The sequence below is a fragment of the Klebsiella sp. V115_8 genome, from assembly GCF_029967715.1.
In the GTDB taxonomy this organism is placed as follows: Bacteria; Pseudomonadota; Gammaproteobacteria; order Enterobacterales; family Enterobacteriaceae; genus Klebsiella; species Klebsiella quasipneumoniae.
In genome coordinates this window covers 21,963-44,733 of sequence record NZ_JASCAR010000025.1, presented here as the reverse complement: position 1 = coordinate 44,733, position 22,771 = coordinate 21,963, and the positions used below count along the sequence as shown (strand labels likewise).

The window sequence follows — 22,771 nt, the reverse complement described above, 5'->3', positions numbered from 1 at the left end:
TTTGATGGCTTACTCAGTACAGAAGTCGCGCCTGGCGAAGGTTGCGGGTGTTTCGCTGGTTCTACTCCTCGCGGCCTGTAGTTCCGACTCGCGCTATAAGCGTCAGGTGAGCGGTGATGAGGCCTATTTACAGGCGTCACCGTTGAGCGAACTTCACGCGCCGGCGGGGATGATCCTGCCGATTCAGGTGGGTGATTACAACATTCCGGTGGCCAACAGCACCGGCGCGGTCGGCAAGGCGCTGGACATTCGCCCGCCGGCGCAGCCGCTGGCATTGGTTAGCGGCGCCCGCACCCAGTTCAACGGCGATACCGCGACGCTGATGGTCGAAAACGGCCGCAGTGGTTCGCTGTGGGCGCAGGTTACCAGCATTCTTCAGTCGAAGAACTACGTTATCGCCAAGCGCGATGATGCGAGCCAGACGCTGAACACCGACTGGGTTGAGTGGAACCGTCTTGATGAAGATCAGCAGTATCGCGGTCGTTATCAAATCTCCGTCAAACCGCAGGGCTATCAGCAAGCGGTTGTGGTCAAGCTGGTGAATCTGGAGCAGGTGGGTAAACCGGTTGCCGATCCGGCGTCACTGCAGCGCTACAGCACCGCCATGCTGAACGTCATTTCGGAAGGCCTGGACATGAACGCCACCAGCGCCCAGAACGCCGCTCAGCGCAGCGCGGGCGCCACCTTCGACGTGCAGAGCGCTGCCGACGATACTGGCCTGCCAATGCTCGTCGTTCGCGCGCCGTTTAACATGGTGTGGCAGCGTCTGCCGGGCGCCCTCGAGAAAGTGGGAATGAAAGTGACCGACAGCACGCGCTCTCAGGGCAGCATGGCGCTGACCTACAAGCCGCTGTCTGACAGCAGCTGGCAGGAGCTGGGCGCACGCGACCCGCAGCTGGTCTCCGGTGACTACAAACTTCAGGTCGGCGACCTCGATAACCGCAGTAGCCTGCAGTTCATCGACCCGAAAGGCCATACCCTGACGCAGTCGCAAAATGACGCTCTGGTAGCCGTATTCCAGGCCGCATTTAACAAGTAATCAAAAGGGCTGGAGCAATCCGGCCCTTTTAATATATAGTGACGCAAACGTGTGCGTATACACATCATCCTTCAAATTGCCTCTTTGTTGGCCGCCTTCGTTCAACCCAGTCACTTACTTTTGTAAGCTCCTGGGGATTCGCTCAGTTGCCGCCTCGATGCACTTTGAATGATTTTGTGTATAGGTGGAAACGTATTTTTAGGCTCAATATCACTGGAGTAGTGAAAGATGAAAAAGCAAGCTGAGTTGTATCGTGGTAAGGCGAAGACAGTATACAGCACCGATAATCCGGACCTGCTGGTACTGGAATTCCGTAACGATACGTCAGCAGGTGATGGCGCGCGCATCGAGCAGTTCGATCGTAAAGGCATGGTGAATAACAAGTTCAACCACTTCATTATGAGCAAACTGGCAGAAGCGGGCATCCCTACCCAGATGGAAGCGCTGCTCTCCGATACCGAATGCCTGGTGAAAAAACTGGATATGGTGCCGGTGGAGTGTGTGGTGCGTAACCGTGCGGCAGGCTCGCTGGTAAAACGTTTAGGCATTGAAGAAGGTATCGAGCTGAATCCGCCGCTGTTCGATCTGTTCCTGAAAAACGATGCCATGCACGATCCGATGGTCAACGACTCCTACTGCGAAACCTTCGGCTGGGTGAGCAAAGAGAATCTGGCGCGGATGCGCGAGCTGACCTACAAAGCTAACGACGTGCTGAAAAAATTGTTCGATGACGCCGGTCTGATTCTGGTGGACTTTAAGCTGGAGTTTGGTCTGTTTAAAGGCGAAGTGGTGCTGGGCGATGAGTTTTCGCCGGACGGCAGCCGCCTGTGGGACAAAAACACCCTTGATAAAATGGACAAAGACCGCTTCCGCCAGAGCCTTGGCGGCCTGATCGAAGCCTACGAAGAAGTGGCTCACCGCCTGGGCGTTAAGCTCGACTAACCCGCCCGCCGCCAGAAGATGGTCTCATCTTCTGGCGTCTCTTGCTGTTTCCTGTGGTAATCCTGCGCTGAACCGCCTACGATCTCTGCTATTGATACATAACAGGGAATGAGGTGCTTATGCGCTGGCAAGGGCGTCGCGAAAGCGACAATGTTGAAGATCGACGCGGTCAATCGGGCTCGCCGTTTGGCGGCGGGGGCGGCGGCTTCCGGCTGCCGAGCGGGAAGGGCGGCATTGTGCTGCTGATTATTGTGCTGGTGGCAGGCTATTACGGCGTGGATTTGACCGGCATGCTGACCGGCGAACCGATGCCGCAGCAGCAGACCTCCACGCAGCGCTCCATCAGTCCGAAAGACGATGAAGCGGCGAAGTTTACTTCGGTGATCCTGGCCACCACCGAAGATACCTGGGGACCGATCTTTGAAAAGATGGGCCGCCAGTACCCCCAGCCAAAGCTGGTGCTCTACCGCGGCGCGACCCGTACCGGCTGCGGTACCGGCCAGTCGGTGATGGGGCCGTTCTACTGTCCTGCCGACAGCACGGTCTATATCGACCTGTCATTCTACGATGAGATGAAAAATAAACTGGGCGCCGACGGCGACTTTGCCCAGGGGTACGTCATTGCCCATGAAGTGGGTCATCACGTACAAAAACTGCTGGGCATTGAGCCGAAAGTCCGCCAGCAACAGCAGCATGCCACCGAGGCCGAAGCCAACCGGCTGTCGGTTAAGATGGAGCTGCAGGCAGACTGCTTCGCCGGCGTCTGGGGCCATAATATGCAGCAGCAGGATATTCTGGAAACCGGCGATCTGCAGGAGGCGCTGAACGCCGCCGAGGCCATCGGCGACGACCGTCTGCAGCAGCAGAGCCAGGGTCGGGTGGTACCGGACAGCTTTACCCACGGCACGTCAAAACAGCGCTACACCTGGTTCAAACGCGGTTTCGACAGCGGCGACCCGGCGCAGTGCAACACCTTCGGCAGCGCCCTGTAATCGCCACCGATGATGGACGCGCTGCTTGACCTCACCGCGCAGATGGCGCGGGAGGGAATTCGCCGCCTGCTGGTACTCAGCGGCGACGAGGCCTGGACGCTGCAGCAGGCGCAGGCGCTGCGGGAGAGGCTCGCCGGCGATGGCCTGTGGGTGGGCCCCGAGCCGGTTTTCGCGCCCGGTGTGGCGCCTGGCGCCCTGAAGACGCTGCTGGGGCGGGAAGTCATGCACGCCTTTTTCGATGCCCGGCGCGGATTTGATGTAGCCGCCCTGGCGGCCCTGAGCGGTACCCTGCGGGCGGGAAGCTGGCTGGTGCTGCTGACGCCCCCCTTCGCCGACTGGCCGTCCCGGGTGGATGAGGACTCCCTGCGCTGGAGCGATACGCCCGACCCGATCTCTACCCCCCACTTTGTTCTCCGCTGCTGTCGGCAGTTTATCGCCGACCCCGATGTGCTGCTCTGGCGGCAGTCGGACTCGCCGCGGCTCCCGCTGGCCGTCCCGCGCCCTGACTGGCATCCCGCCGAGGGTCACCCGCTGGCCGAACAGGCGGCGATCCTTGCGCAATTGTTGCGTCTACCGCCCGGTATCGCGGCGGTGACGGCTGAACGAGGGCGTGGCAAATCCGCCCTCGCGGGCATGTTGCTGCGCCAGCTCGCGGGCGAGGCCATCGTTACCGCCCCGACCCGCAGCGCCGTCGATGTGCTGGCGAGCTTTGCCGGCGAGGCGTTTCGCTTTATGGCGCCTGATGCGCTGCTGTCGTCGAAAGAAACGGCGTCCTGGCTGATTGTCGATGAGGCCGCGGCCATTCCGGCTCCGCTTCTCCGGCAGCTGGTAAGCCGTTTTCCCCGCACGCTACTCACCACGACGGTGCAGGGTTATGAAGGCACCGGGCGCGGGTTCCTGCTGAAATTTTGCGCCAGCCTGCCCCATCTGCAGTCGTTTAGCCTGAGCGCGCCGATCCGCTGGGCCGCGGGCTGTCCGCTGGAGTCAGCCATCAGTCAGCTGCTGATCTTCAGCGATGAGGCATTTCGCGATGCGCCGACGGGGGAGGTTGCCGTGGAAGAGGTCGATCAGTCCAGCTGGCAAACGCGGCCGGCGCTGCCGGAGGCGATGTACCAGCTGTTGTCCGGGGCGCATTACCGCACTTCTCCTCTCGATCTGCGGCGCATGATGGACGCGCCGGGCCAGGCTTTCCGCTGTGCACGCGCCGGCGGCGCGGTGGTGGGCGCGCTGTGGCTGGTGGCCGAGGGGGGACTTTCTCCTGAACTCAGCCGGGCGGTGTGGGCGGGTTTTCGCCGGCCGCGAGGGAACCTGGTCGCCCAGTCGCTGGCGGCGCATGGCGGCAGTCCCCTGGCGGCGACGCTGCGCGGGCTGCGGGTCAGTCGGATCGCCGTCCACCCCGCCCGCCAGCGCGAAGGGCTGGGACAGCAGATGATTGCGGATATCGCCGCCGATGCCGCAGGTTATGACTATCTCTCCGTCAGCTTTGGCTATACCCCTGAGCTGTGGCGCTTCTGGCAACGCTGCGGGTTTATCCTCGTGCGGCTGGGCACTCATCGCGAGGCCAGCAGCGGATGCTATACCGCGATGGCTCTGTTCCCGCTGACTGCAGCGGGGCATCAGCTCGCGCAGCGGGAGGCACAGCGGCTACAACGCGATGAATACTGGCTGCGCCCGTGGCGGGACGCGCCCGCGCCGCTGCCGGCCGTTTCAGGGGCTATGCTTAGTGAGGAGGACTGGCTGGAAGCGGCCAGCTTTGCCTTCGCCCATCGCCCGCTGGCTGCGGCGCTGGGTTGCCTCAATCGTCTGCTGATGCAGGTCGACATGCCGTTGCCGGCGCTGCGCGGGCGCCTGCAGGGGGAAGAAGAGGCCGAACTCTGCGCCGCGCTGCAGCTAACAGGGCGTAAAGCGCTGCTGGCGAGATGGCGTCAGGAGGCCGCGGACGCCTTGCGCTTCCTCGATGCAGCGCGCGCTGAGGCGCTGCGTCAGCAGGTAGCGCACCTGCAATTTTTTTAACTAACTCATTCAGTTAAATGGCATGGTCATATCTGGCGAGCGGCGTACACTGCCCGCATACACAAAGGAGACAGCCATGAAACACGATCATTTTATTGTTCAAAGCCCTGCGACGCCTGCGCAACAGCTGTTGCTGCTGTTTCATGGCGTGGGGGATAACCCGGTCTCCATGGGGCAAATTGGCAGCTGGTTCGCGCCGCAGTTTCCTGATGCGCTGATCGTTAGCATTGGCGGGGTGGAGCCTTGCGGTCCCAACGGCCGGCAGTGGTTTTCGGTGCAGGGAGTGACGGAAGAGAATCGTCAGCAGCGTATCGACGCCATTATGCCGACCTTTATTGACATTGTGCGCTACTGGCAGGAAAAGAGCGGCGTCAGCCCGCTGGCCACCGCGCTGATCGGCTTCTCTCAGGGGGCGATCATGTCGCTGGAGAGCATCAAAGCGGCGCCGGATCTGGCTTCGCGGGTGATCGCCTTTAATGGCCGCTACGCGACGCTGCCGGTCACCACAACGACGGCCACCACCATTCACCTGATCCACGGTGGTGACGATCGGGTTATCGATCTGGCGTGGGCGGTGTCGGCTCAGGAGGCGTTGTTGCAGGCGGGGGGCGACGTGACCTTAGATATTGTTGACGATCTGGGGCATGCCATTGACGATCGCAGCATGCAGTTCGCGATTGAGCGACTGCGCTATACCGTGCCGAAGCACTATTTTGATGAGGCGCTGAGCGGCAGTACGCCGAAAGGGGACGATATCATCGAAATGCTGTAACCCCGGCGGGCGGGGTTACAGGCGGGCGGTACCGCGATAAAGGCAAACTTACGGTTTCTTCGACTGGTCGTGCTTCGGCCAGTCGTCGTCATCATCCCATTTATCGTTAAAATCACGGTGCGGCGGCAGATCGGGTTTGTTGTTAAGGAATTTTTTGTGGTCAACGCGGTTCAGATCTTTAATCACGTTGATAATTACCCCCACCAAAAAGACCAGCACCAGAATCCACCAGTGTTTAATAAGCCATTCCATGCGCGCTTCCTCTTTACGTCAGTACGTCAGGCGACCAGCTGTTCCATTACGCGTTGATACATCCGCGCCAGCAGCTGCAGGTCGGCGGCGTTCACACATTCATTAATTTTGTGAATCGTGGCGTTCACGGGGCCCAGCTCTACCACCTGCGCCCCCATGCGCGCGATAAACCGTCCGTCTGAGGTGCCGCCGTTGGTTAACAGCTGCGGTTTGATCTCATTATAGTGCTCAATCGCGTTGACGACCGCATCCACCAGCTTGCCCCGTCCGGTGAGGAACGGCTGGCCGGAGAGCCACCACTCCACGCTGTAACGCAGCTGGTATTTTTCCAGCAGGGCGACCACCCGGGCTTTGATCATCTCGTCCGTCAGTTCCGTACTGAAGCGGAAGTTGAACTGAACGAACATATCGCCAGGGATCACGTTGTTGCTGCCGGTGCCGGACTGCACGTTGGCAATCTGCATGCTGGTCGGCGGGAAGTATTCATTGCCTTTATCCCACTCGATAGTGACCAGCTCCGCCAGCATCGGCGCCGCGCGATGGACGGGGTTATCGGCAAGGTGCGGATAGGCGACATGGCCCTGTACGCCGTGAATGGTCAGATTGCAGGTCAGCGAGCCGCGGCGGCCGTTTTTCACCACATCGCCGACCACTTCGGTACTGGAGGGTTCGCCGACCAGACAGTAGTCCAGACGCTCGTTACGCGCCATCAGCGTCTCCACCACTTTGACGGTGCCGTTTTTGGCGCTGGCCTCTTCATCAGAGGTAATCAAAAACGCCAGCCGGCCCCGGTGGTTCGGGTACTGTGCGACAAAACGCTCAGCGGCAACCACCATCGCCGCCAGCGAGCCTTTCATATCCGCCGCTCCGCGGCCAAACAGCATCCCGTCGCGGATGGTGGGTTCGAACGGCGGATTGATCCAGCGGTCGGCGTCGCCTGCCGGGACCACGTCGGTGTGGCCGGCGAAGGCCAGCGTCTCGCCGTGGCCGCGCCAGGCCCAGAAGTTCTGCGTATCGCCGAAATCCATCGGTTCAACGGTAAAGCCGATCGCACGCAGGCGTTCAATCATTAACGCCTGGCATCCCGCATCATCGGGGCTAAGGGAAGGGCGGCGAATAAGCTGCTGAGCCAGCTCAATGACCGGGCAAGACATAGACTATACCTCGTTAAACTGCTGATAACTTGCTTCACTAAAACCCAGCAGCATAGGACGACCGGGCGCGCAGAGCAATGGGCGTTTGATAATCGCCGGCATTTCCAGCATCAATGCGGCGGCGGCATCGGCATTATCGATGCTGTTGCGCAGCGATTCGTCCAGCTTGCGCCAGGTGGTGCCGCGGGTATTCAGCAGCGCCTGCCAGCCCAGTTCGGCAATAAAGGTATCCAGTTGCGCGCGGTCGAGGCCATCGGCGCGGTAGTCATGGAAGCGATAGTCAATCTGATGCGCTTCCAGCCAGCGGCGGGCTTTTTTAATGGTATCGCAGTTTTTAATTCCGTACATGGTGAGCATAGATAAACCTTTAACATTCAATTAAGCGGTTAACTCAGATATTTCCGAATATATAAGCCTTATTGAAATAATACGTGATTCAGATGAATAAATATAACTTTTTACCGGGTATCTTATGCCATGTTTTCGGGTGATTAAAATTCGCCCAGTCGCGGGCATGATGTGAGGGCACTAACAATATTACGAAAATGTTGCCTGATGGTGCTCTGCGTCACATAATTTTTACATACGAGACGGCATAGTGGCGGCAACCAGAGGATTTATCTCTGTCAGCGGTCCACAAGACAATCAGAGCAATAGGGAAGCACAACTTCCCATCAGCAATGAAGTTATATAGAATCGACCATAATAATAAGAGAGGCTATTATGATTGAACATGAACTGGGGAACTGGAAAGATTTTATTGAAGGCATGCTTCGTAAATAAATTTCCGCAATGTGAGCAGGGGAATAACGCGACGTAAATAAGCGCGTCATGGTTCTGAACACATAAAGAAGGCGACCATCAGGTCGCCTTTTCTGTTATTCCGGCTCGCCGCCGACGCCCGACGGTTTATTGCGGACGCTCCTTCAGCGGAAAGCGGCGGCGCACCAGCACAAAGAACAGCGGTACGAAAAAGATGGCCAGCACGGTGGCGGAGATCATCCCGCCCATCACCCCGGTACCGACCGCATGCTGGCTGCCGGAGCCGGCTCCGGTGCTGGTGGCCATCGGCAGGACGCCGAAGATAAACGCCAGCGAGGTCATCAGAATGGGGCGCAGGCGCTGACGGCAGGCCGACAGCGTGGCGCTGAGCAGATCCTGGCCTTTCTCGTTGAGCTCATTGGCGAACTCGACGATCAGAATGGCGTTTTTCGCCGACAGGCCGATCACCGTCAACAGGCCCACCTGGAAGTAAACGTCATTCTCCAGGCCGCGCATCCAGGTCGCAAGCAGGGCGCCAATCACCCCGAGCGGGACCACCAGCATCACCGAGAACGGCACCGACCAGCTCTCGTACAGCGCCGCCAGGCACAGGAACACCACCAGCAGAGAAATCGCGTACAGGGCCGGCGCCTGAGCGCCGGAGAGGCGTTCCTGATAGGACATGGCGGTCCATTCGAGGCCAAAGCCGGTTGGCAGCTGCGCGGCCAGTTTCTCCATCATGTCCATCGCGGTACCGGTACTGATGCCCGGCGCCGCCTCACCGACGATCTCCACCGCCGAATAGCCATTGTAGCGCTCCAGACGCGGCGAGCCGGTTTCCCAGCGCGAGGTGGCGAAGGCCGAGAACGGCACCATCGTGCCGCTGCTGTTGCGGACGTACCAGAGATTGATATCGTCAGGCAGCATTCGATATTTCGCCGCCGCCTGGACGTAGACTTTCTTCACCCTCCCGCGATCCATAAAGTCGTTGACGTAGCTCGACCCCCACGCGGTTTGCAGCGTATCGTTGATGTCGTCAATGGAGACGCCCAGCGCCTGAGCTTTACGCTGATCGATATCGACCTGCAGCTGCGGGCTGTCGTCGAGCCCGTTATGCCGGACGCGGGTCAACAGCGGGTTTTTACCCGCCAGCTCAAGCAGCGTATCGCGCGCCGCCATCAGCGCATCGTGCCCCTTACCGGCGTGATCTTCCAGCTCCATATCGAAGCCTGCCGAACTGCCGAGGCCGCTGATCGCCGGCGGGCTGCTGGCGATGACCCGGGCTTCGTTGATCTGATTAAACGCTTTGGTGGCGCGTTCAATAATGGCAAAGGAGGAGCCGGTTTGCGGATCGCGCTGGTCCCAGTCTTTGAGGCGCACGAACATACGGGCTACGTTCTGCCCGTTGCCGCCGGGGCCGGAGCCAACGGTAGCGAACACCGACTCCACGTTTTGCTTCTCGTTATTGAGGAAGTAATCTTCCGCTTTCTGCACCACTTTCAGCGTCTGCTGTTGGGTGCTGCCGCTCGGCAACTGTACCGAGGTGGTGAACATCCCCCGATCCTCCAGCGGCAGGAATGAGGTGGGCAGATGCAGGAACAGGAACACCATCCCGCCGAGCAGAACGACGTAGATCAGCATCCAGCGCAGCGAGCGATGAAGAATTTTGCCGACGAAGGTTTCATAGCGGCTGGCGCTGCGGTTAAAGGTGCGGTTGAACCAGCCGAAGAAGCCTTTTCTCTCATGAGATTCACCTGGCTTAACCGGTTTGAGCAGGGTGGCGCAAAGGGCCGGGGTGAGAATCATGGCCACCAGCACCGAGAGGACCATCGCCGCGACGATAGTAATTGAGAACTGGCGATAGATAGCGCCGGTGGTGCCGCCGAAGAAGGCCATCGGCACAAACACCGCCGACAGCACCATCGCGATCCCCACCAGCGCGCCCTGAATTTGTCCCATCGATTTGCGGGTGGCTTCCCGCGGCGACAGGCCTTCCTCGCTCATGATGCGCTCAACGTTTTCCACCACCACGATGGCGTCATCCACCAGCAGGCCGATAGCCAGCACCATCGCGAACATCGTCAGGGTGTTGATGCTGTAGCCACAGGCATAAAGCACCGCGAAGGTGCCCATCAGCACCACCGGCACGGCGATGGTCGGGATCAGGGTGGCGCGGAAGTTCTGCAGGAACAGATACATCACGAGGAAAACCAGCAGGATCGCCTCCAGCAGGGTTTTCATCACGTCGGTAATGGAAGCCTTCACGAAGGAGGTGGTCTCATAGGCGACTTTATATTCCAGCCCGTGCGGGAAATACTGCGACAGCTCATTGAGGCGAGCGATCACGCGCTCCGCGGTGGCCATTTCGTTGGCGCCGGAGGCGAGCTTAATTCCCAGGCCAGAGGCGGCCTGGCGGTTATAGCGGCTAAGATAGTCGTACTTCTCCGCCCCCATCTCCACGGTAGCGACATCGCCGAGGGTCACTTCTGAACCATCCTGATTGACGCGCAGGGTGATATTGCGAAACTGCTCCGGGGTTTGCAGCAGAGATTGCGAGTTGATGGTGGCGTTCAGCGCCTGCTTATCGACGGAAGGCGTGCCGCCGAGCTGGCCGACGGCAATCTGGGCGTTCTGCGAACTGATGGCGTCGGTAACATCCTTGGTGGTCAGCTGGAAGCTATTGAGCTTTGCCGGATCGAGCCAGATGCGCATTGAGTATTGCGAGCCGTAGGCGTCGATATCCCCTACGCCGTTGACGCGGCTGAGCGGGTCCTGAATGTTACTGGCGACGTAGTCGGCGATATCCTGTTTATCCATACTGCCGTCGGTGGAGACGAAGGCGAGGGTCAGGATATTGGTATCGCCAGTCTTGCGCACCGTTACCCCCTGGTTTTGCACCGCTTGCGGCAGTTTACGCATCGCCGACTGCAGCTGGTTTTGCACCTGCTGCACGGCTTCATCCGGGTCGGTACCGGCGGTAAAACTGAGGGTGATGGTCGCCTGGCCGGTGGCGCTGCTCTGGGATGACATATACATCAGGTTATCGAGGCCGGTCATATTCTGTTCGATAACCTGGGTGACGGTATTCTCCAGGGTTTGCGCGGAGGCGCCGGGGTAGTTGGCCGTGACCCGCACATTCGGCGGGGCCAGATCGGGATACTGTTCAACCGGCAGCGACAAAATGGCAAGGGTGCCCGTCAGGCATAACAGGATTGCCAGCACCCACGCAAAAATGGGGCGATCGATAAAGAAATTCGCCATCAGAATAAAAACCTCATATGCACATGTTCTTGTTATTGCACAGCCTGTGCCACTTTAGCCCCAGCGCCTCCGGCAATCGTGGAGAAATTAAGGAGATAGTGTAATTTATCATGTTGCTTTTGCCGTATCGTAAAGAAACATCGAACTTTCCTGCCGCCGGGTCAGCCACTCCGCTTCGCCCGCAGCACCCGGGGACGCATTATTCCTTGCCGGTGTGAAACCTGATTTCATTTAAGTCAAAAAAATTGATCCAAAACGGATTCTTTCCAGAAAAAGGGTATCCTGGGCAAATGAACATTGTTCCGGCCTCGTCTTGTCGGGTAATAAATAGTCATGCGCATTAAGGGGTTATTCACCAATAAGACAAAAGGAAGCCATGAACCACTTTATATTGAGCGATAGCCGAAAATGTATCGGTTGCCAGGCCTGCGAAGTGGCCTGCGTAATGGCGCATAACGAGGAGCAACATGCGCTGACCCCGCAGCGCTTTTTGCCCCGTATCACCGTGATTAAAGCAGAAGGGCAGCGTAACGCCATCACCTGCCGCCACTGCGAAGACGCCCCCTGCCTCCGCAGCTGCCCCAACGGCGCCATCGCCCAGACTGGCGACAGCGTTCAGGTCTGTCAGGAGAAATGCATTGGCTGTAAATCCTGCATGGTGGCCTGCCCGTTCGGGGTGATGCAGGTCGTGGTCACGCCGGAAGCCGCAGGCCAGGTGAAAGCCAGCGCGCAAAAATGCGATCTGTGCGCGGGCCGCGAGGCGGGACCGGCCTGTGTGGAAAACTGTCCGGCGCAGGCGCTGACCCTCGCCGACGATGAGACATTGACCACGCTGGCCAGGCAGCGGCGTCTGCGATCGGCCTGCCAGGAGGCGCAGCCGTGGCAGCGCGGCGCGGCCCCCGCCAGGCAGCCCGACGCCGGCGAGAAGGCCAGGCAAATGGCGATGACGCCGCCGCGCGGAGAGCCGGATAAGCTGGCGGCGGAGGCGCGTAAGAGCCACTTTGAGGAGATCTATCAGCCGTTCACCCCGACGCAGGCACGGCAGCAGGCCGCCCGCTGCCTGAAATGTGGAGAACACAGCATCTGTGAATGGACCTGTCCACTGCATAACCACATTCCGCAGTGGGTCGAGCTGGTGAAGGCAGGGGATATCGCCGCCGCGGTCGCCCTGTCCCATCAGACCAACTGTCTGCCGGAGATCACCGGCCGCGTCTGCCCTCAGGACCGGCTGTGTGAGGGCGCCTGCACCCTGCGCGATGAAAGCGGCGCGGTCACCATCGGCAATATTGAGCGATTTATATCCGACCAGGCGCTGGCCAGCGGCTGGCGTCCGGACCTCTCGCAGGTTAAGCCGAGCGGCAAACGGGTGGCGATTATCGGCGCCGGACCGGCCGGGCTGGCCTGCGCCGATGCGCTGGTGCGCCACGGCGTACAGCCGGTGGTCTTTGACCGTCATCCGGAGATCGGCGGCCTGCTGACCTTCGGCATTCCGGCGTTCAAGCTGGATAAGTCACTGCTGACCCGGCGGCGGGCGATTTTCTGCGAGATGGGCGTCCGCTTTGAGCTCAACTGCGAGGTGGGGAAAGATATCCCCCTGGCGACGCTGCTGGCTGAGTATGACGCGGTGTTCGTCGGCGCCGGAACCTATCGCTCCATGAAGGCCGGCCTGCCGAATGAAGAGGCGCCCGGGGTCTACGATGCGCTGCCGTTTCTTATCGCCAACACCAAACAGGTGATGGGGCTGGCGGAATCGGCGCAGGAGCCTTATGTCAACACCGCCGGGCTGAACGTGGTGGTGCTGGGGGGCGGCGATACGGCGATGGACTGCGTGCGCACCGCGCTGCGCCATGGCGCCCGCCAGGTGACTTGCGCCTATCGGCGGGATGAAGCCAACATGCCGGGCTCGAAAAAAGAGGTCAAAAACGCCCGCGAAGAGGGGGCGCTCTTTGAGTTTAACGTCCAGCCGGTGACGCTTGAGCTGGACGAGAACGGACGGGTGAACGGGGTTCGCTTTTTGCGCACCGAGCTTGGCGCGCCGGACGCCGGCGGAAGACGCCGCCCGACGCCGATCCCCGGCAGCGAGTTTGTTATGCCGGCAGAGGCGGTGATCATGGCCTTTGGCTTCCACCCGCACCGCATGCCCTGGCTGGAAGCGGCCGGGGTGGCGCTGGACAGCCAGGGGCGGATTAAAGCCGGAGTGGAGAGCCGTTACCGTTATCAGACCAGTCAGGAGAAGATCTTTGCCGGCGGCGATGCCGTGCGCGGCGCCGACCTGGTGGTAACGGCGATGGCGGAAGGCCGTCATGCGGCGCAGGGGATCCTTGACTATCTGGGGCTGAAAACGACGCCGCTTCACTGACGACAAACCCGGCTCCGCAGCGTAGTATGAGGGCGTCCTTTTACGCTGTGGGGTCGGTATGTCACTCAATATTCACGTCATTAAAGATAAAATCCTCTCTGAGAACTGGTTCGTACTACGCAACATGACCTATGAGCTGACGCGGGCGGACGGCAGCGTCGTGCGCCACAAACGCGAGGTCTACGATCGCGGCAATGGCGCCACCGTGCTGCTGTATAATCGCCATAAGCAGACGGTGGTCCTGGTGCGTCAGTTCCGGGTCGCCACCTGGGTCAATGGCAATCATGACGGCATGCTGATTGAAACCTGCGCCGGGCTGCTGGACAACGACGAGCCGGAGGCCTGCATTCGGAAAGAGGCGGTGGAAGAGACCGGCTATGAAGTGGGCGAGGTGCGAAAGCTGTTTGAGCTGTTTATGTCGCCAGGCGGCGTCACCGAAGTGGTGCATTTCTTTATCGCCGAGTACAGCGACGCCCAGCGAACCACCAGCGGCGGCGGGGTGGATGACGAAGCCATCGAGGTGCTGGAGCTGCCCTTTAACCAGGCGCTACAGATGGTCGCTGATGGGGAGATCCGCGACGGGAAAGCGGTCATTCTGCTGCAGTATCTGCAAACCTCCGGCCTGATGTTGGGGAACTCTGACAAATCCGATTGAGTCAGCGGCTGCCGTTGTCCAGGATAGGCGCCGTGGTCGGGTTTATCTGGGGTCGGGCGGTTCATGCTTTTTCGCATCATTTTTTTCCTCTTTCTGGCGGTGCTGCCTTGCTCACAGGCATGGTCGGCACCGGCGCAGCAGCGCTTCAACGACTGGCAGGTCACCTGTAATAACCAAAATTTCTGCGTCACCCGCAACGTGGGGCTGCATTATGGTCTGGTGATGACCCTCAGCCGCAGCGCCGGGGCGGCTACTGACGCCAGCCTGCGTATCGAACTGGGCGGCACCGGCAATCCGGTGGCGACGCTCGCGCCGATAGCGCCGCGCCTGCTGCTGGATGGTAAACCGCTGTCCCTGACCGACAAGCGCTGGCGCATTGAAGATAAACTCATTAAAACCGACGACAGCGTGACGATCGATGCCTTCCTTCAGCGGGTCCAGGAGGGAAAAACCCTCTCGCTGGCCAACGGCCTGCAGACCATCTCCCTGCAGGGGCTGAAAGCGGCCCTGTTATTTATCGACGCCCGGCAAAAGCGGGTGGGCAGCGAAACGGCCTGGGTCGGCAAAGGGGAGGAGCCGCCGCTCAGCGTACCGCCGGCGCCGGCGCTGCGCGCGGTGGCGAGCGCGGTCACGGCGCAGTCGCCGCTGGGACGTGATGAACTCAACGATCTGATGGACTACGGCAATGAGCGGATGAGCAACAGCAACTGCTCCCTCGATCCGTTCCGCCGCGAAATTCGCGTCACTGCGCTGACGGATGACAAAGTGCTGCTGATGACCAGCTGCGAATCCGGGGCGTACAACACCGTCTGGCTGGCCTGGCTGGTCTCCCGCCAGCGCCCGTATGTCGCCCGTCAGGTGCGGCTGACGCTGCCATTTCAGCCGCCCGGCGAGGCGCCGCGGGAGATTGAGCTGATTAACGCCAGCTATGATGACCGTCGTCATGAGCTGGTGACCCTGGACAAGGGGCGCGCGTCTGGCGATTGCGGGATCCAGACCCGCTGGCGTTTTGACGGCCAGCGGTTCAGCCTCTCCCGTTACGCACAGCAGCCGACGTGCGACAACTGGCAGGGGCCAGATGCCTGGCCCACGCTGTGGATCACCCGTTAAGCACCTGTTCGGCGGTGGCGACGATATGGTCGACCGTAAAGCCAAAGAACGGGAACAGCTGCTCCGCCGGGGCGGATTCACCGTAGCCGGTCATGCCGACGATCTTGCCTTTTAAGCCGACATATTTATACCAGTAGTCCGCTATCCCGGCCTCGACGGCCACCCGGGCGCTGACGTCCGACGGCAGCACCGACTCGCGCCAGGCCTCGTCCTGAGCGTCAAACACGTCGGTGGAGGGGAGCGAAACCACCCGCACATTCACTCCATTGGCCAACAGTTTTTCCGCCGCCAGGACGGTTATTTCCACTTCCGAGCCGGTGGCGATGAGGATCAGGTCGGGTTTGCCGCCGGCATCCTTCAGCACGTAGCCGCCCCGGGCGATATCCTGAACCTGTTGCGGGGTACGCGGCATCTGCGCCAGGTTTTGTCGCGACAGGATCAGCGCCGTCGGTCCGCCCTGACGCGCAATGGCCGCCTGCCAGGCGACGGCGGTCTCCACCTGGTCGCAAGGGCGCCAGGTGCTGAAGTTGGGCGTCAGTCGCAGACTGGCCAGCTGTTCCACCGCCTGGTGGGTCGGACCGTCTTCCCCAAGACCGATGGAGTCATGGGTATAGACCATGATCTGCCGGGCCTTCATCAGGGCCGCCATGCGCGCGGCGTTGCGGGCGTATTCCACAAACATCAGAAAGGTCGAGGTATAGGGAATGAAGCCCCCGTGCAGGGCGATGCCGTTGGCCACCGCGGTCATGCCGAATTCGCGCACGCCGTAGTGAATATAGTTGCCGGCGGCATCCTCTTTAATCGATGTCGAGCCAGACCAGATGGTCAGGTTACTCGGCGCGAGATCCGCCGAACCGCCCAGCAGCTCCGGGAGGTGGGGGCCGTACGCGTTCAGCGCATTCTGCGAGGCTTTACGGCTGGCGATCTTCGCCGGCTCGGCCTGCAGCTTCGCCACGTAGTCACGCGCCGTCGCGGCAAAATCTTCCGGCAGGGCGCCTGCCATGCGACGGGTCAGCTCAGCGGCCAGTTTGGGGAACTGCTGCTGGTAGGCGGCGAATTTCTCGTTCCAGGCGTGCTCGGCTTTTTCGCCGCGTGGCCGCGCATCCCAGCCCTGATAGATCTCTTTCGGGATCTCAAAGGGCGGATATTTCCAGCCCAGCTGCTGGCGGGCCAGGGCCACCTCTTTTTCACCCAGCGCCGCGCCGTGCGACTCCTCTGAGCCGGCTTTGTTGGGCGAACCGAAGCCGATGATGGTCCGACAGATGATCAGCGACGGCTTATCTTTCACCGCCTGCGCTTCCGTAATGGCTTGTTTGATGGCCTGCGGATCGTGGCCGTCGATATCGCCGATCACATGCCAGTGGTAGGCGCGGAAGCGTTCCGCTGTATCGTCGGAAAACCAGCCTTCGGTTTTGCCGTCGATGGAGATGCCGTTGTGATCGTAAAAACCGATCAGCTTGCCCAGTCCGAGCGTGCCTGCCAGCGAACAGGCCTCATGGGAGATCCCCTCCATCAGACAGCCATCGCCCATGAAAACCCAGGTGTGATGGTCGATAATCTCATGACCGGGGCGGTTAAACTGCGCCGCCAGGGTGCGTTCGGCAATGGCCATACCGACGGCGTTCGCCAGCCCCTGGCCCAGCGGGCCTGTGGTGGTCTCCACCCCGGGGGTATAGCCATGCTCCGGGTGACCCGGCGTTTTAGAGTGCAGCTGGCGGAACTGCTTCAGCTCTGACAGCGGCAGATCGTAGCCGGTCAGGTGCAGCAGACTGTAGAGCAGCATCGACGCGTGGCCGTTGGACAGAATAAAGCGGTCGCGGTCCACCCAGCCAGGGTTCTGCGGATTGTGCTTAAGAAAATCGTTCCACAGCACTTCGGCAATATCTGCCATCCCCATTGGCGCACCGGGGTGGCCGGAATTGGCTTTCTGCACCGCGTCCATACTCAGGGCGCGGATGGCGTTGGCAAGCTCTCTTCGGGACATAGTTTTCTCCGTGAGACTAAAGTGACAGTTTGGCGGCAAGCAGATCTTCCAGTTTGCGTTGATCGACGGCGAACAGGCGGATACCCTCTGCCAGCTTTTCGACCGCCATAGGATCCTGATTATGTTCCCAGCGGAACTCCGCCTCGCTGAGCGGCACCGGGCGCGGCAGGATCTGGCTGGCAGGGATCAGTTTGCGCACCACCGGGGCGTCGCTGGCCTGCAGCTCTTTTAATAAAGGCGGGGCGATGGTCAGGCGGTCGCAGCCGACCAGGGCGAGGATCTGCTCGGTGCGGCGGAAGCTGGCGCCCATCACGATGGTGTTGTATTTATGCTGTTTGAAGTAGTCATAGATATTGCGCACGGATTTCACTCCTGGATCTTCCTCAACCACGTAAGGATCCAGCGGTTTGCGCGCCTGATACCAGTCATAAATACGCCCGACGAAAGGGGAGATCAGATAGACCCCGGCTTCGGCGCAGGCCCGGGCCTGGGCGAAGGAAAACAGCAGCGTCAGGTTGCAGTGGATCCCCTCTTTTTCCAGCGTTTCGGCGGCGCGGATCCCCTCCCAGGTGGAGGCCAGCTTGATCAGGATCCGTGACTTATCAATGCCCATCTCCTGATACAGCGCCACCAGATGGCGTGCCTTCTCGATACTCTTCTCCCGGTTGAAGGAGATCCGGGCGTCCACCTCGGTGGAGACACGGCCAGGAATGCTTTTGAGGATCTCCGCGCCAAAATTGACCGCCAGCTTATCGCAGGCGTGAGTTACCTGCGCTTCGCGGCTGCCTCCTTGCTTTTTGGCCCAGGCGATCGCGTCGTCGATGAGTCCGCTATAGGACGCCAGCCCGGCGGCCTTCAGCAGCAGGGAGGGGTTGGTGGTGGCATCTTCCGGATGGTAGTGGCGGATGGATTCGATGTCGCCGCTGTCGGCGACCACGGTGGTGAACTGCTTAATACTGTCTAGCTGATTCATGGATAAGTCCTCCTGGAACAAGGTGTTACATGAGTGCTTGCCGGTATGCGGTATAAATATTGATGAGGTACATAACCAAAAAGCATAGCAGACGGGGCTATTATTGGCGGCGAATCCGGGTAACATAACCGCTATAAATTGATAACAACCAGATCATAGCGATGGCCAGAGTTTGGCGGTGTTCAAAGTTTATCGCCCCGCCAGGAGGGATACTGTCTGCCACTGAAAGGTGAACGACAGGATGGTCATCACGCTTTTTCCCTACGAACGATACGTGAAAGAAAGGAATATAAAATGGATGAGCAGTTAAAACAGAGCGCCCTCGACTTCCACGAATTTCCGGTTCCCGGAAAAATCCAGGTCTCGCCGACCAAACCTCTCGCCACCCAGCGCGATCTGGCGCTGGCCTACTCGCCGGGCGTCGCGGCCCCCTGTCTGGAAATCGAAAAAGATCCGCTGGCGGCCTACAAATATACCGCCCGCGGCAACCTGGTGGCGGTCGTCTCCAACGGCACCGCGGTGCTGGGGCTTGGCAACATCGGCGCCCTGGCCGGCAAACCGGTAATGGAGGGCAAAGGCGTCCTGTTTAAGAAATTTGCCGGCATCGATGTGTTTGATATCGAAGTCGATGAGCTGGACCCGGACAAATTCATTAACGTCGTCGCCGCCCTCGAGCCGACCTTCGGCGGCATTAACCTCGAAGATATTAAAGCGCCGGAGTGTTTCTACATTGAGCAGCAGCTGCGCGAGCGGATGAATATTCCGGTGTTCCATGACGATCAGCACGGCACGGCGATCATCAGCACCGCGGCGATCCTCAACGGCCTGCGCGTCGTTGAGAAGAATCTGTCCGACGTGCGGATGGTGGTCTCCGGCGCGGGTGCGGCGGCTATCGCCTGCATGAACCTGCTGGTGGCGCTGGGGATGCAAAAGCACAACATCGTGGTCTGCGATTCGAAAGGCGTTATCTACAAGGATCGTGAGCCGAACATGGCGGAAACCAAAGCGGCCTACGCGGTGGAAGACGACGGCAAACGCACCCTCGATGACGTGATCGACGGCGCGGACATTTTCCTCGGCTGCTCTGGTCCGAAAGTGCTGACCCCGGAGATGGTGAAGAAGATGGCGCGCGCGCCGCTGATCCTCGCCCTGGCCAACCCGGAGCCGGAAATTCTGCCGCCGCTGGCGAAGCAGGTCCGCGATGACGCCATCATCTGCACCGGCCGCTCCGACTACCCTAACCAGGTCAACAACGTCCTCTGCTTCCCGTTCATCTTCCGCGGCGCGCTGGACGTCGGCGCGACGGCGATCAACGAAGAGATGAAGCTGGCGGCGGTGCATGCCATTGCCGAGCTGGCCCACGCCGAGCAGAGCGAAGTGGTGGCCTCCGCCTACGGCGATCAGGATTTAAGCTTTGGCCCGGACTACATTATTCCGAAACCGTTCGATCCGCGGCTGATCGTCAAGATCGCCCCCGCGGTGGCGAAGGCGGCGATGGACTCCGGCGTGGCGACGCGCCCGATCGCCGATTTTGACGCCTATATCGAGAAGCTGAGCGAGTTCGTCTATAAGACCAACCTGTTTATGAAGCCTATCTTCTCTCAGGCGCGCAAAGAGCCGAAGCGCGTGGTGCTGGCGGAAGGGGAGGAGACCCGGGTGCTGCACGCCACCCAGGAGCTGGTGTCGCTGGGGCTGGCCAAACCGATTCTGGTGGGGCGCCCGAGCGTGATTGAAATGCGCATCCAGAAGCTGGGCCTGCAGATCAAGGCCGGCGTTGACTTCGAGATCGTCAATAATGAATCCGACCCGCGGTTTAAAGAGTACTGGAGCGAGTACTACCAGCTGATGAAACGCCGCGGCATTACCCAGGAGCAGGCGCAGCGGGCGGTGATTAGCAACACCACGGTGATTGGCGCCATCATGGTTCACCGTGGCGAAGCGGATGCGATGATCTGCGGCACCATTGGCGAGTACCACGACCACTACCGCGTGGTGCAGCCGCTGTTCGGCTATCGCGACGGCGTCAGCACCGCCGGGGCGATGAACGCGCTGCTGCTGCCGAGCGGCAACACCTTTATCGCTGACACCTATGTCAATCACGATCCATCGCCGGAAGAGCTGGCGGAGATCACCCTGATGGCGGCGGAAAGCGTGCGTCGCTTTGGTATCGAACCGCGGGTGGCGTTGCTGTCGCATTCCAACTTTGGCTCTGCCGACTGCCCGTCCGCCAGCAAGATGCGCAGAACCCTTGAGCTGGTGAAGGCGCGCGCGCCGGAGCTGATGATCGATGGCGAAATGCATGGCGACGCCGCGCTGGTGGAAAGCATTCGCAACGATCGCATGCCGGACAGCCCGCTGAAGGGGTCGGCCAATATTCTGGTGATGCCGAATATGGAAGCCGCACGGATCAGCTATAACCTGCTGCGCGTCTCCAGTTCGGAAGGGGTCACCGTCGGGCCGGTGCTGATGGGGGTAGCGAAGCCGGTGCATATCCTGACGCCGATCGCCTCTGTGCGTCGCATCGTGAATATGGTGGCGCTGGCGGTTGTCGAAGCGCAAACCGAACCGCTGTAAACGTCATAAAAAAGCCCCGGTACTCCGGGGCTTTTTGCTCTGATTTGGCGTCGCTCAGATCCAGGCTTTCACTTTAATAAACTCGTTCAGCGCCGCCTCAGGGCTGCCGGCCTCCGGCTGGTAATCATATTCCCAGCGTACCAGCGGCGGCATCGACATCAGAATAGATTCCGTCCTACCGCCGGTCTGCAGACCGAACAGGGTGCCACGGTCCCAGACCAGATTGAATTCGACGTAGCGGCCGCGGCGATAGAGCTGAAAATGGCGCTCACGCTCGCCGTACGGCGTGGCTTTTCGGCGTTCGACGATGGGTAAATAGGCGTCAGCGTAACCGTTACCCACTGCCTGCATAAAGGCGAAGCAGTGGTCAAAATCCGGGGTGTTCAGGTCGTCAAAGAACAGACCGCCAATCCCGCGCTGTTCCTGGCGGTGCTTCAGATAGAAATAATCATCGCACCATTTTTTATAGCGCGGATAGACGGCTTCGCCGAACGGCAGACACAGATCGCGGGCGGTACGATGCCAGTGGACGGCATCCTCTTCAAAGCCGTAGTAAGGGGTTAAATCAAAGCCGCCGCCGAACCACCACACCGGCTCGGCGCCAGGCTTTTCGGCAATAAAGAACCGCACGTTGGCGTGGCTGGTGGGCACATAGGGGTTCAGCGGATGGACCACCAGCGAGACGCCCATGGCTTCAAAGCTGCGTCCGGCCAGCTCCGGGCGGTGGGCGGTGGCGGAGGCTGGCATGGCGTCGCCGTGGACATGGGAAAAGTTGACCCCCGCCTGCTCGAACACATTGCCGTCGCGCAGCACCCGGCTGCGTCCGCCGCCGCCGCCTTCCCGCTGCCAGGCGTCTTCAATAAACGGCGCGCCATCCACGGCGCTTAGCTGCTGACAGAGGCTGTCCTGCAGCTGGAGCAGAAAAGTTTTAACCTGCGCGGCATCGGGTTTCATTAACGTCTCTTCGAATGGGCTTTCTGGTTATCGAACCAGTGGAAATAGCTGATAATGCCGTTGGCAATCGCGGTGGCGATTTTCTGCCGGAAGGCGGTGGTGCCGAGCAGTTTTTCCTCGTTCGGGTTCGTAATGAACGAGGTTTCCACCAGCACGGACGGTATAGACGGCGACTTCAGCACCACGAACGCCGCCTGTTCGGTATTGCGGCTGTGCAGCTTATGCACCGGCTTGATCTTTTTCAGGATATGCGAGCCCAGCGTCAGGCTGTTTTTAATGGTGTCGGTCTGTACCAGATCGAACAGCACCTGCTGCAGCAGATGGTCTTTATCCGTCGCTTTCTTACCGGCGACCTCGTCGGCGCGGTTTTCGCGATCGGAGAGGTATTTCGCCATGGCGCTACTGGCGCCGCGGTTTGACAGAGCGAACACCGAGGCGCCGGCAGCGCTCGGGTTGGTGAAGCCATCGGCGTGGATCGACATAAACAGATCGGCGCCGTGCTGATGGGCAATCTCCACGCGGTCATACAGCGGGATAAAGGTATCGCCGGTGCGGGTCAGGCGGGCGTCAATGCCGTTGCTGCGCAAGATGCTGCGCACGTTCTTAGCGATCGCCAGCACCACATGCTTCTCTTTCGAGCCATTATGGCCGATAGCCCCGGTGTCGATGCCGCCGTGGCCCGGGTCGAGCATCACAATGCGGCGTGCGCCGGCCTTTTTGGCGGCGGGTTTGCTGTGTCCATTTGATGTTTTCAGTGGCTGCTCTTTTGCGCTGACCTGTGCAGTGACGCCGCTCAGCGTCATGGCAGCCAGCCCGGCTTTCAGCACCTGACGGCGCGAAGCAAGTATTTTTAAGGGTTTAAAAGTGCTCATTCGGCCTGAATTGTAAACAAGTGATGTCCAATGTTATATCGTATCGCGTTTGCCGTTACGACCATTCAAAATAAGAATTGTTTTACTTTTCATTTCAATACAT

18 protein-coding genes are annotated in these 22,771 nt (G+C 60.1%); 10 read left to right on the top strand and 8 right to left on the bottom strand.

What is annotated here, in order from left to right; genetic code table 11:
• Positions 1-4 precede the first annotated feature (4 nt).
• The 5 genes from bamC to ypfH all read left to right on the top strand — a co-directional run bounded on the left by bamC (position 5) and on the right by ypfH (position 5,758).
• Entirely contained in the window at positions 5-1,039 is a 1,035-nt protein-coding gene (bamC, locus tag QLG03_RS09800) for an outer membrane protein assembly factor BamC (protein ID WP_255988951.1), read from the top strand.
• Positions 1,040-1,267: 228 nt separating this feature from the next.
• The gene (gene purC / locus QLG03_RS09795) at positions 1,268-1,981 is read left to right on the top strand and encodes a phosphoribosylaminoimidazolesuccinocarboxamide synthase (RefSeq protein ID WP_002913801.1); all 714 of its coding nucleotides are present in this window, start codon (positions 1,268-1,270) and stop codon (positions 1,979-1,981) included.
• A 119-nt stretch (positions 1,982-2,100) separates the two neighbouring features.
• On the top strand, positions 2,101-2,973 hold the full coding sequence (locus QLG03_RS09790; RefSeq protein ID WP_023290614.1) for a neutral zinc metallopeptidase: 873 nt from the start codon (positions 2,101-2,103) through the stop codon (positions 2,971-2,973).
• 9 nt (positions 2,974-2,982) lie between these two features.
• Positions 2,983-4,986 carry a GNAT family N-acetyltransferase gene (locus tag QLG03_RS09785; RefSeq protein ID WP_217259527.1) on the top strand — a complete coding sequence of 668 codons (2,004 nt, stop codon included), beginning with the start codon at positions 2,983-2,985 and terminating at the stop codon, positions 4,984-4,986.
• Positions 4,987-5,062: 76 nt separating this feature from the next.
• Positions 5,063-5,758 carry an esterase gene (ypfH, locus tag QLG03_RS09780; protein WP_255988955.1) on the top strand — a complete coding sequence of 232 codons (696 nt, stop codon included), beginning with the start codon at positions 5,063-5,065 and terminating at the stop codon, positions 5,756-5,758.
• Between the two features lie 48 nt (positions 5,759-5,806).
• Here ypfH and QLG03_RS09775 read toward each other — a convergent pair whose 3' ends face one another.
• From QLG03_RS09775 to QLG03_RS09765, 3 genes are read right to left on the bottom strand one after another with little or no spacing between them, the layout of a single operon-like run.
• Positions 5,807-6,010 (bottom strand): YpfN family protein, encoded by a 204-nt coding sequence (locus tag QLG03_RS09775; protein ID WP_002913768.1) that lies wholly within the window; start codon positions 6,008-6,010, stop codon positions 5,807-5,809.
• A 26-nt stretch (positions 6,011-6,036) separates the two neighbouring features.
• Positions 6,037-7,164, bottom strand: a complete 1,128-nt coding sequence (gene dapE, locus QLG03_RS09770) for a succinyl-diaminopimelate desuccinylase (RefSeq protein WP_023290611.1) — start codon at positions 7,162-7,164, stop codon at positions 6,037-6,039.
• Between the two features lie 3 nt (positions 7,165-7,167).
• Positions 7,168-7,521 (bottom strand): ArsC family reductase, encoded by a 354-nt coding sequence (locus tag QLG03_RS09765; protein ID WP_023290610.1) that lies wholly within the window; start codon positions 7,519-7,521, stop codon positions 7,168-7,170.
• Positions 7,522-7,887: 366 nt separating this feature from the next.
• Here QLG03_RS09765 and ypfM point away from each other — a divergent pair, with 366 nt between their 5' ends.
• The gene (ypfM, locus tag QLG03_RS09760; protein WP_100181659.1) at positions 7,888-7,947 is read left to right on the top strand and encodes a protein YpfM; all 60 of its coding nucleotides are present in this window, start codon (positions 7,888-7,890) and stop codon (positions 7,945-7,947) included.
• Between the two features lie 126 nt (positions 7,948-8,073).
• Here the strand turns inward: ypfM and acrD are convergent, their stop codons facing one another.
• On the bottom strand, positions 8,074-11,187 hold the full coding sequence (gene acrD / locus QLG03_RS09755) for a multidrug efflux RND transporter permease AcrD (RefSeq protein WP_282473623.1): 3,114 nt from the start codon (positions 11,185-11,187) through the stop codon (positions 8,074-8,076).
• Between the two features lie 376 nt (positions 11,188-11,563).
• Here acrD and aegA point away from each other — a divergent pair, with 376 nt between their 5' ends.
• From aegA to QLG03_RS09740, 3 genes are all read left to right on the top strand, one after another.
• Positions 11,564-13,546 (top strand): formate-dependent uric acid utilization protein AegA, encoded by a 1,983-nt coding sequence (gene aegA, locus QLG03_RS09750; RefSeq protein WP_117136867.1) that lies wholly within the window; start codon positions 11,564-11,566, stop codon positions 13,544-13,546.
• 58 nt (positions 13,547-13,604) lie between these two features.
• Positions 13,605-14,201, top strand: coding sequence for a GDP-mannose pyrophosphatase NudK (nudK, locus tag QLG03_RS09745; protein ID WP_102004351.1), 597 nt, complete (start codon positions 13,605-13,607; stop codon positions 14,199-14,201).
• 63 nt (positions 14,202-14,264) lie between these two features.
• Positions 14,265-15,311 carry a DUF1176 domain-containing protein gene (locus tag QLG03_RS09740; protein ID WP_023290607.1) on the top strand — a complete coding sequence of 349 codons (1,047 nt, stop codon included), beginning with the start codon at positions 14,265-14,267 and terminating at the stop codon, positions 15,309-15,311.
• Here the strand turns inward: QLG03_RS09740 and tkt are convergent.
• Together tkt and tal are read right to left on the bottom strand one after the other, a co-directional pair.
• Entirely contained in the window at positions 15,301-17,295 is a 1,995-nt protein-coding gene (gene tkt, locus QLG03_RS09735; RefSeq protein WP_049013909.1) for a transketolase, read from the bottom strand. The genes QLG03_RS09740 and tkt overlap by 11 nt on opposite strands.
• A gap of 16 nt (positions 17,296-17,311) precedes the next feature.
• A complete protein-coding gene (gene tal, locus QLG03_RS09730; protein WP_255988962.1) occupies positions 17,312-18,268 on the bottom strand; it encodes a transaldolase in 957 nt (318 codons plus the stop codon).
• Positions 18,269-18,562: 294 nt separating this feature from the next.
• Between tal and maeB the strand changes: the two genes are divergently transcribed.
• Entirely contained in the window at positions 18,563-20,842 is a 2,280-nt protein-coding gene (gene maeB, locus QLG03_RS09725; protein ID WP_023290604.1) for an NADP-dependent oxaloacetate-decarboxylating malate dehydrogenase, read from the top strand.
• Positions 20,843-20,896: 54 nt separating this feature from the next.
• Here the strand turns inward: maeB and hemF are convergent, their stop codons facing one another.
• Together hemF and amiA are read right to left on the bottom strand one after the other, a co-directional pair.
• On the bottom strand, positions 20,897-21,796 hold the full coding sequence (gene hemF, locus QLG03_RS09720; protein ID WP_032453691.1) for an oxygen-dependent coproporphyrinogen oxidase: 900 nt from the start codon (positions 21,794-21,796) through the stop codon (positions 20,897-20,899).
• Positions 21,796-22,668, bottom strand: a complete 873-nt coding sequence (amiA, locus tag QLG03_RS09715; protein ID WP_004201984.1) for an N-acetylmuramoyl-L-alanine amidase AmiA — start codon at positions 22,666-22,668, stop codon at positions 21,796-21,798. Before amiA ends, hemF begins: the two co-directional genes overlap by 1 nt.
• Positions 22,669-22,771 lie beyond the last annotated feature (103 nt).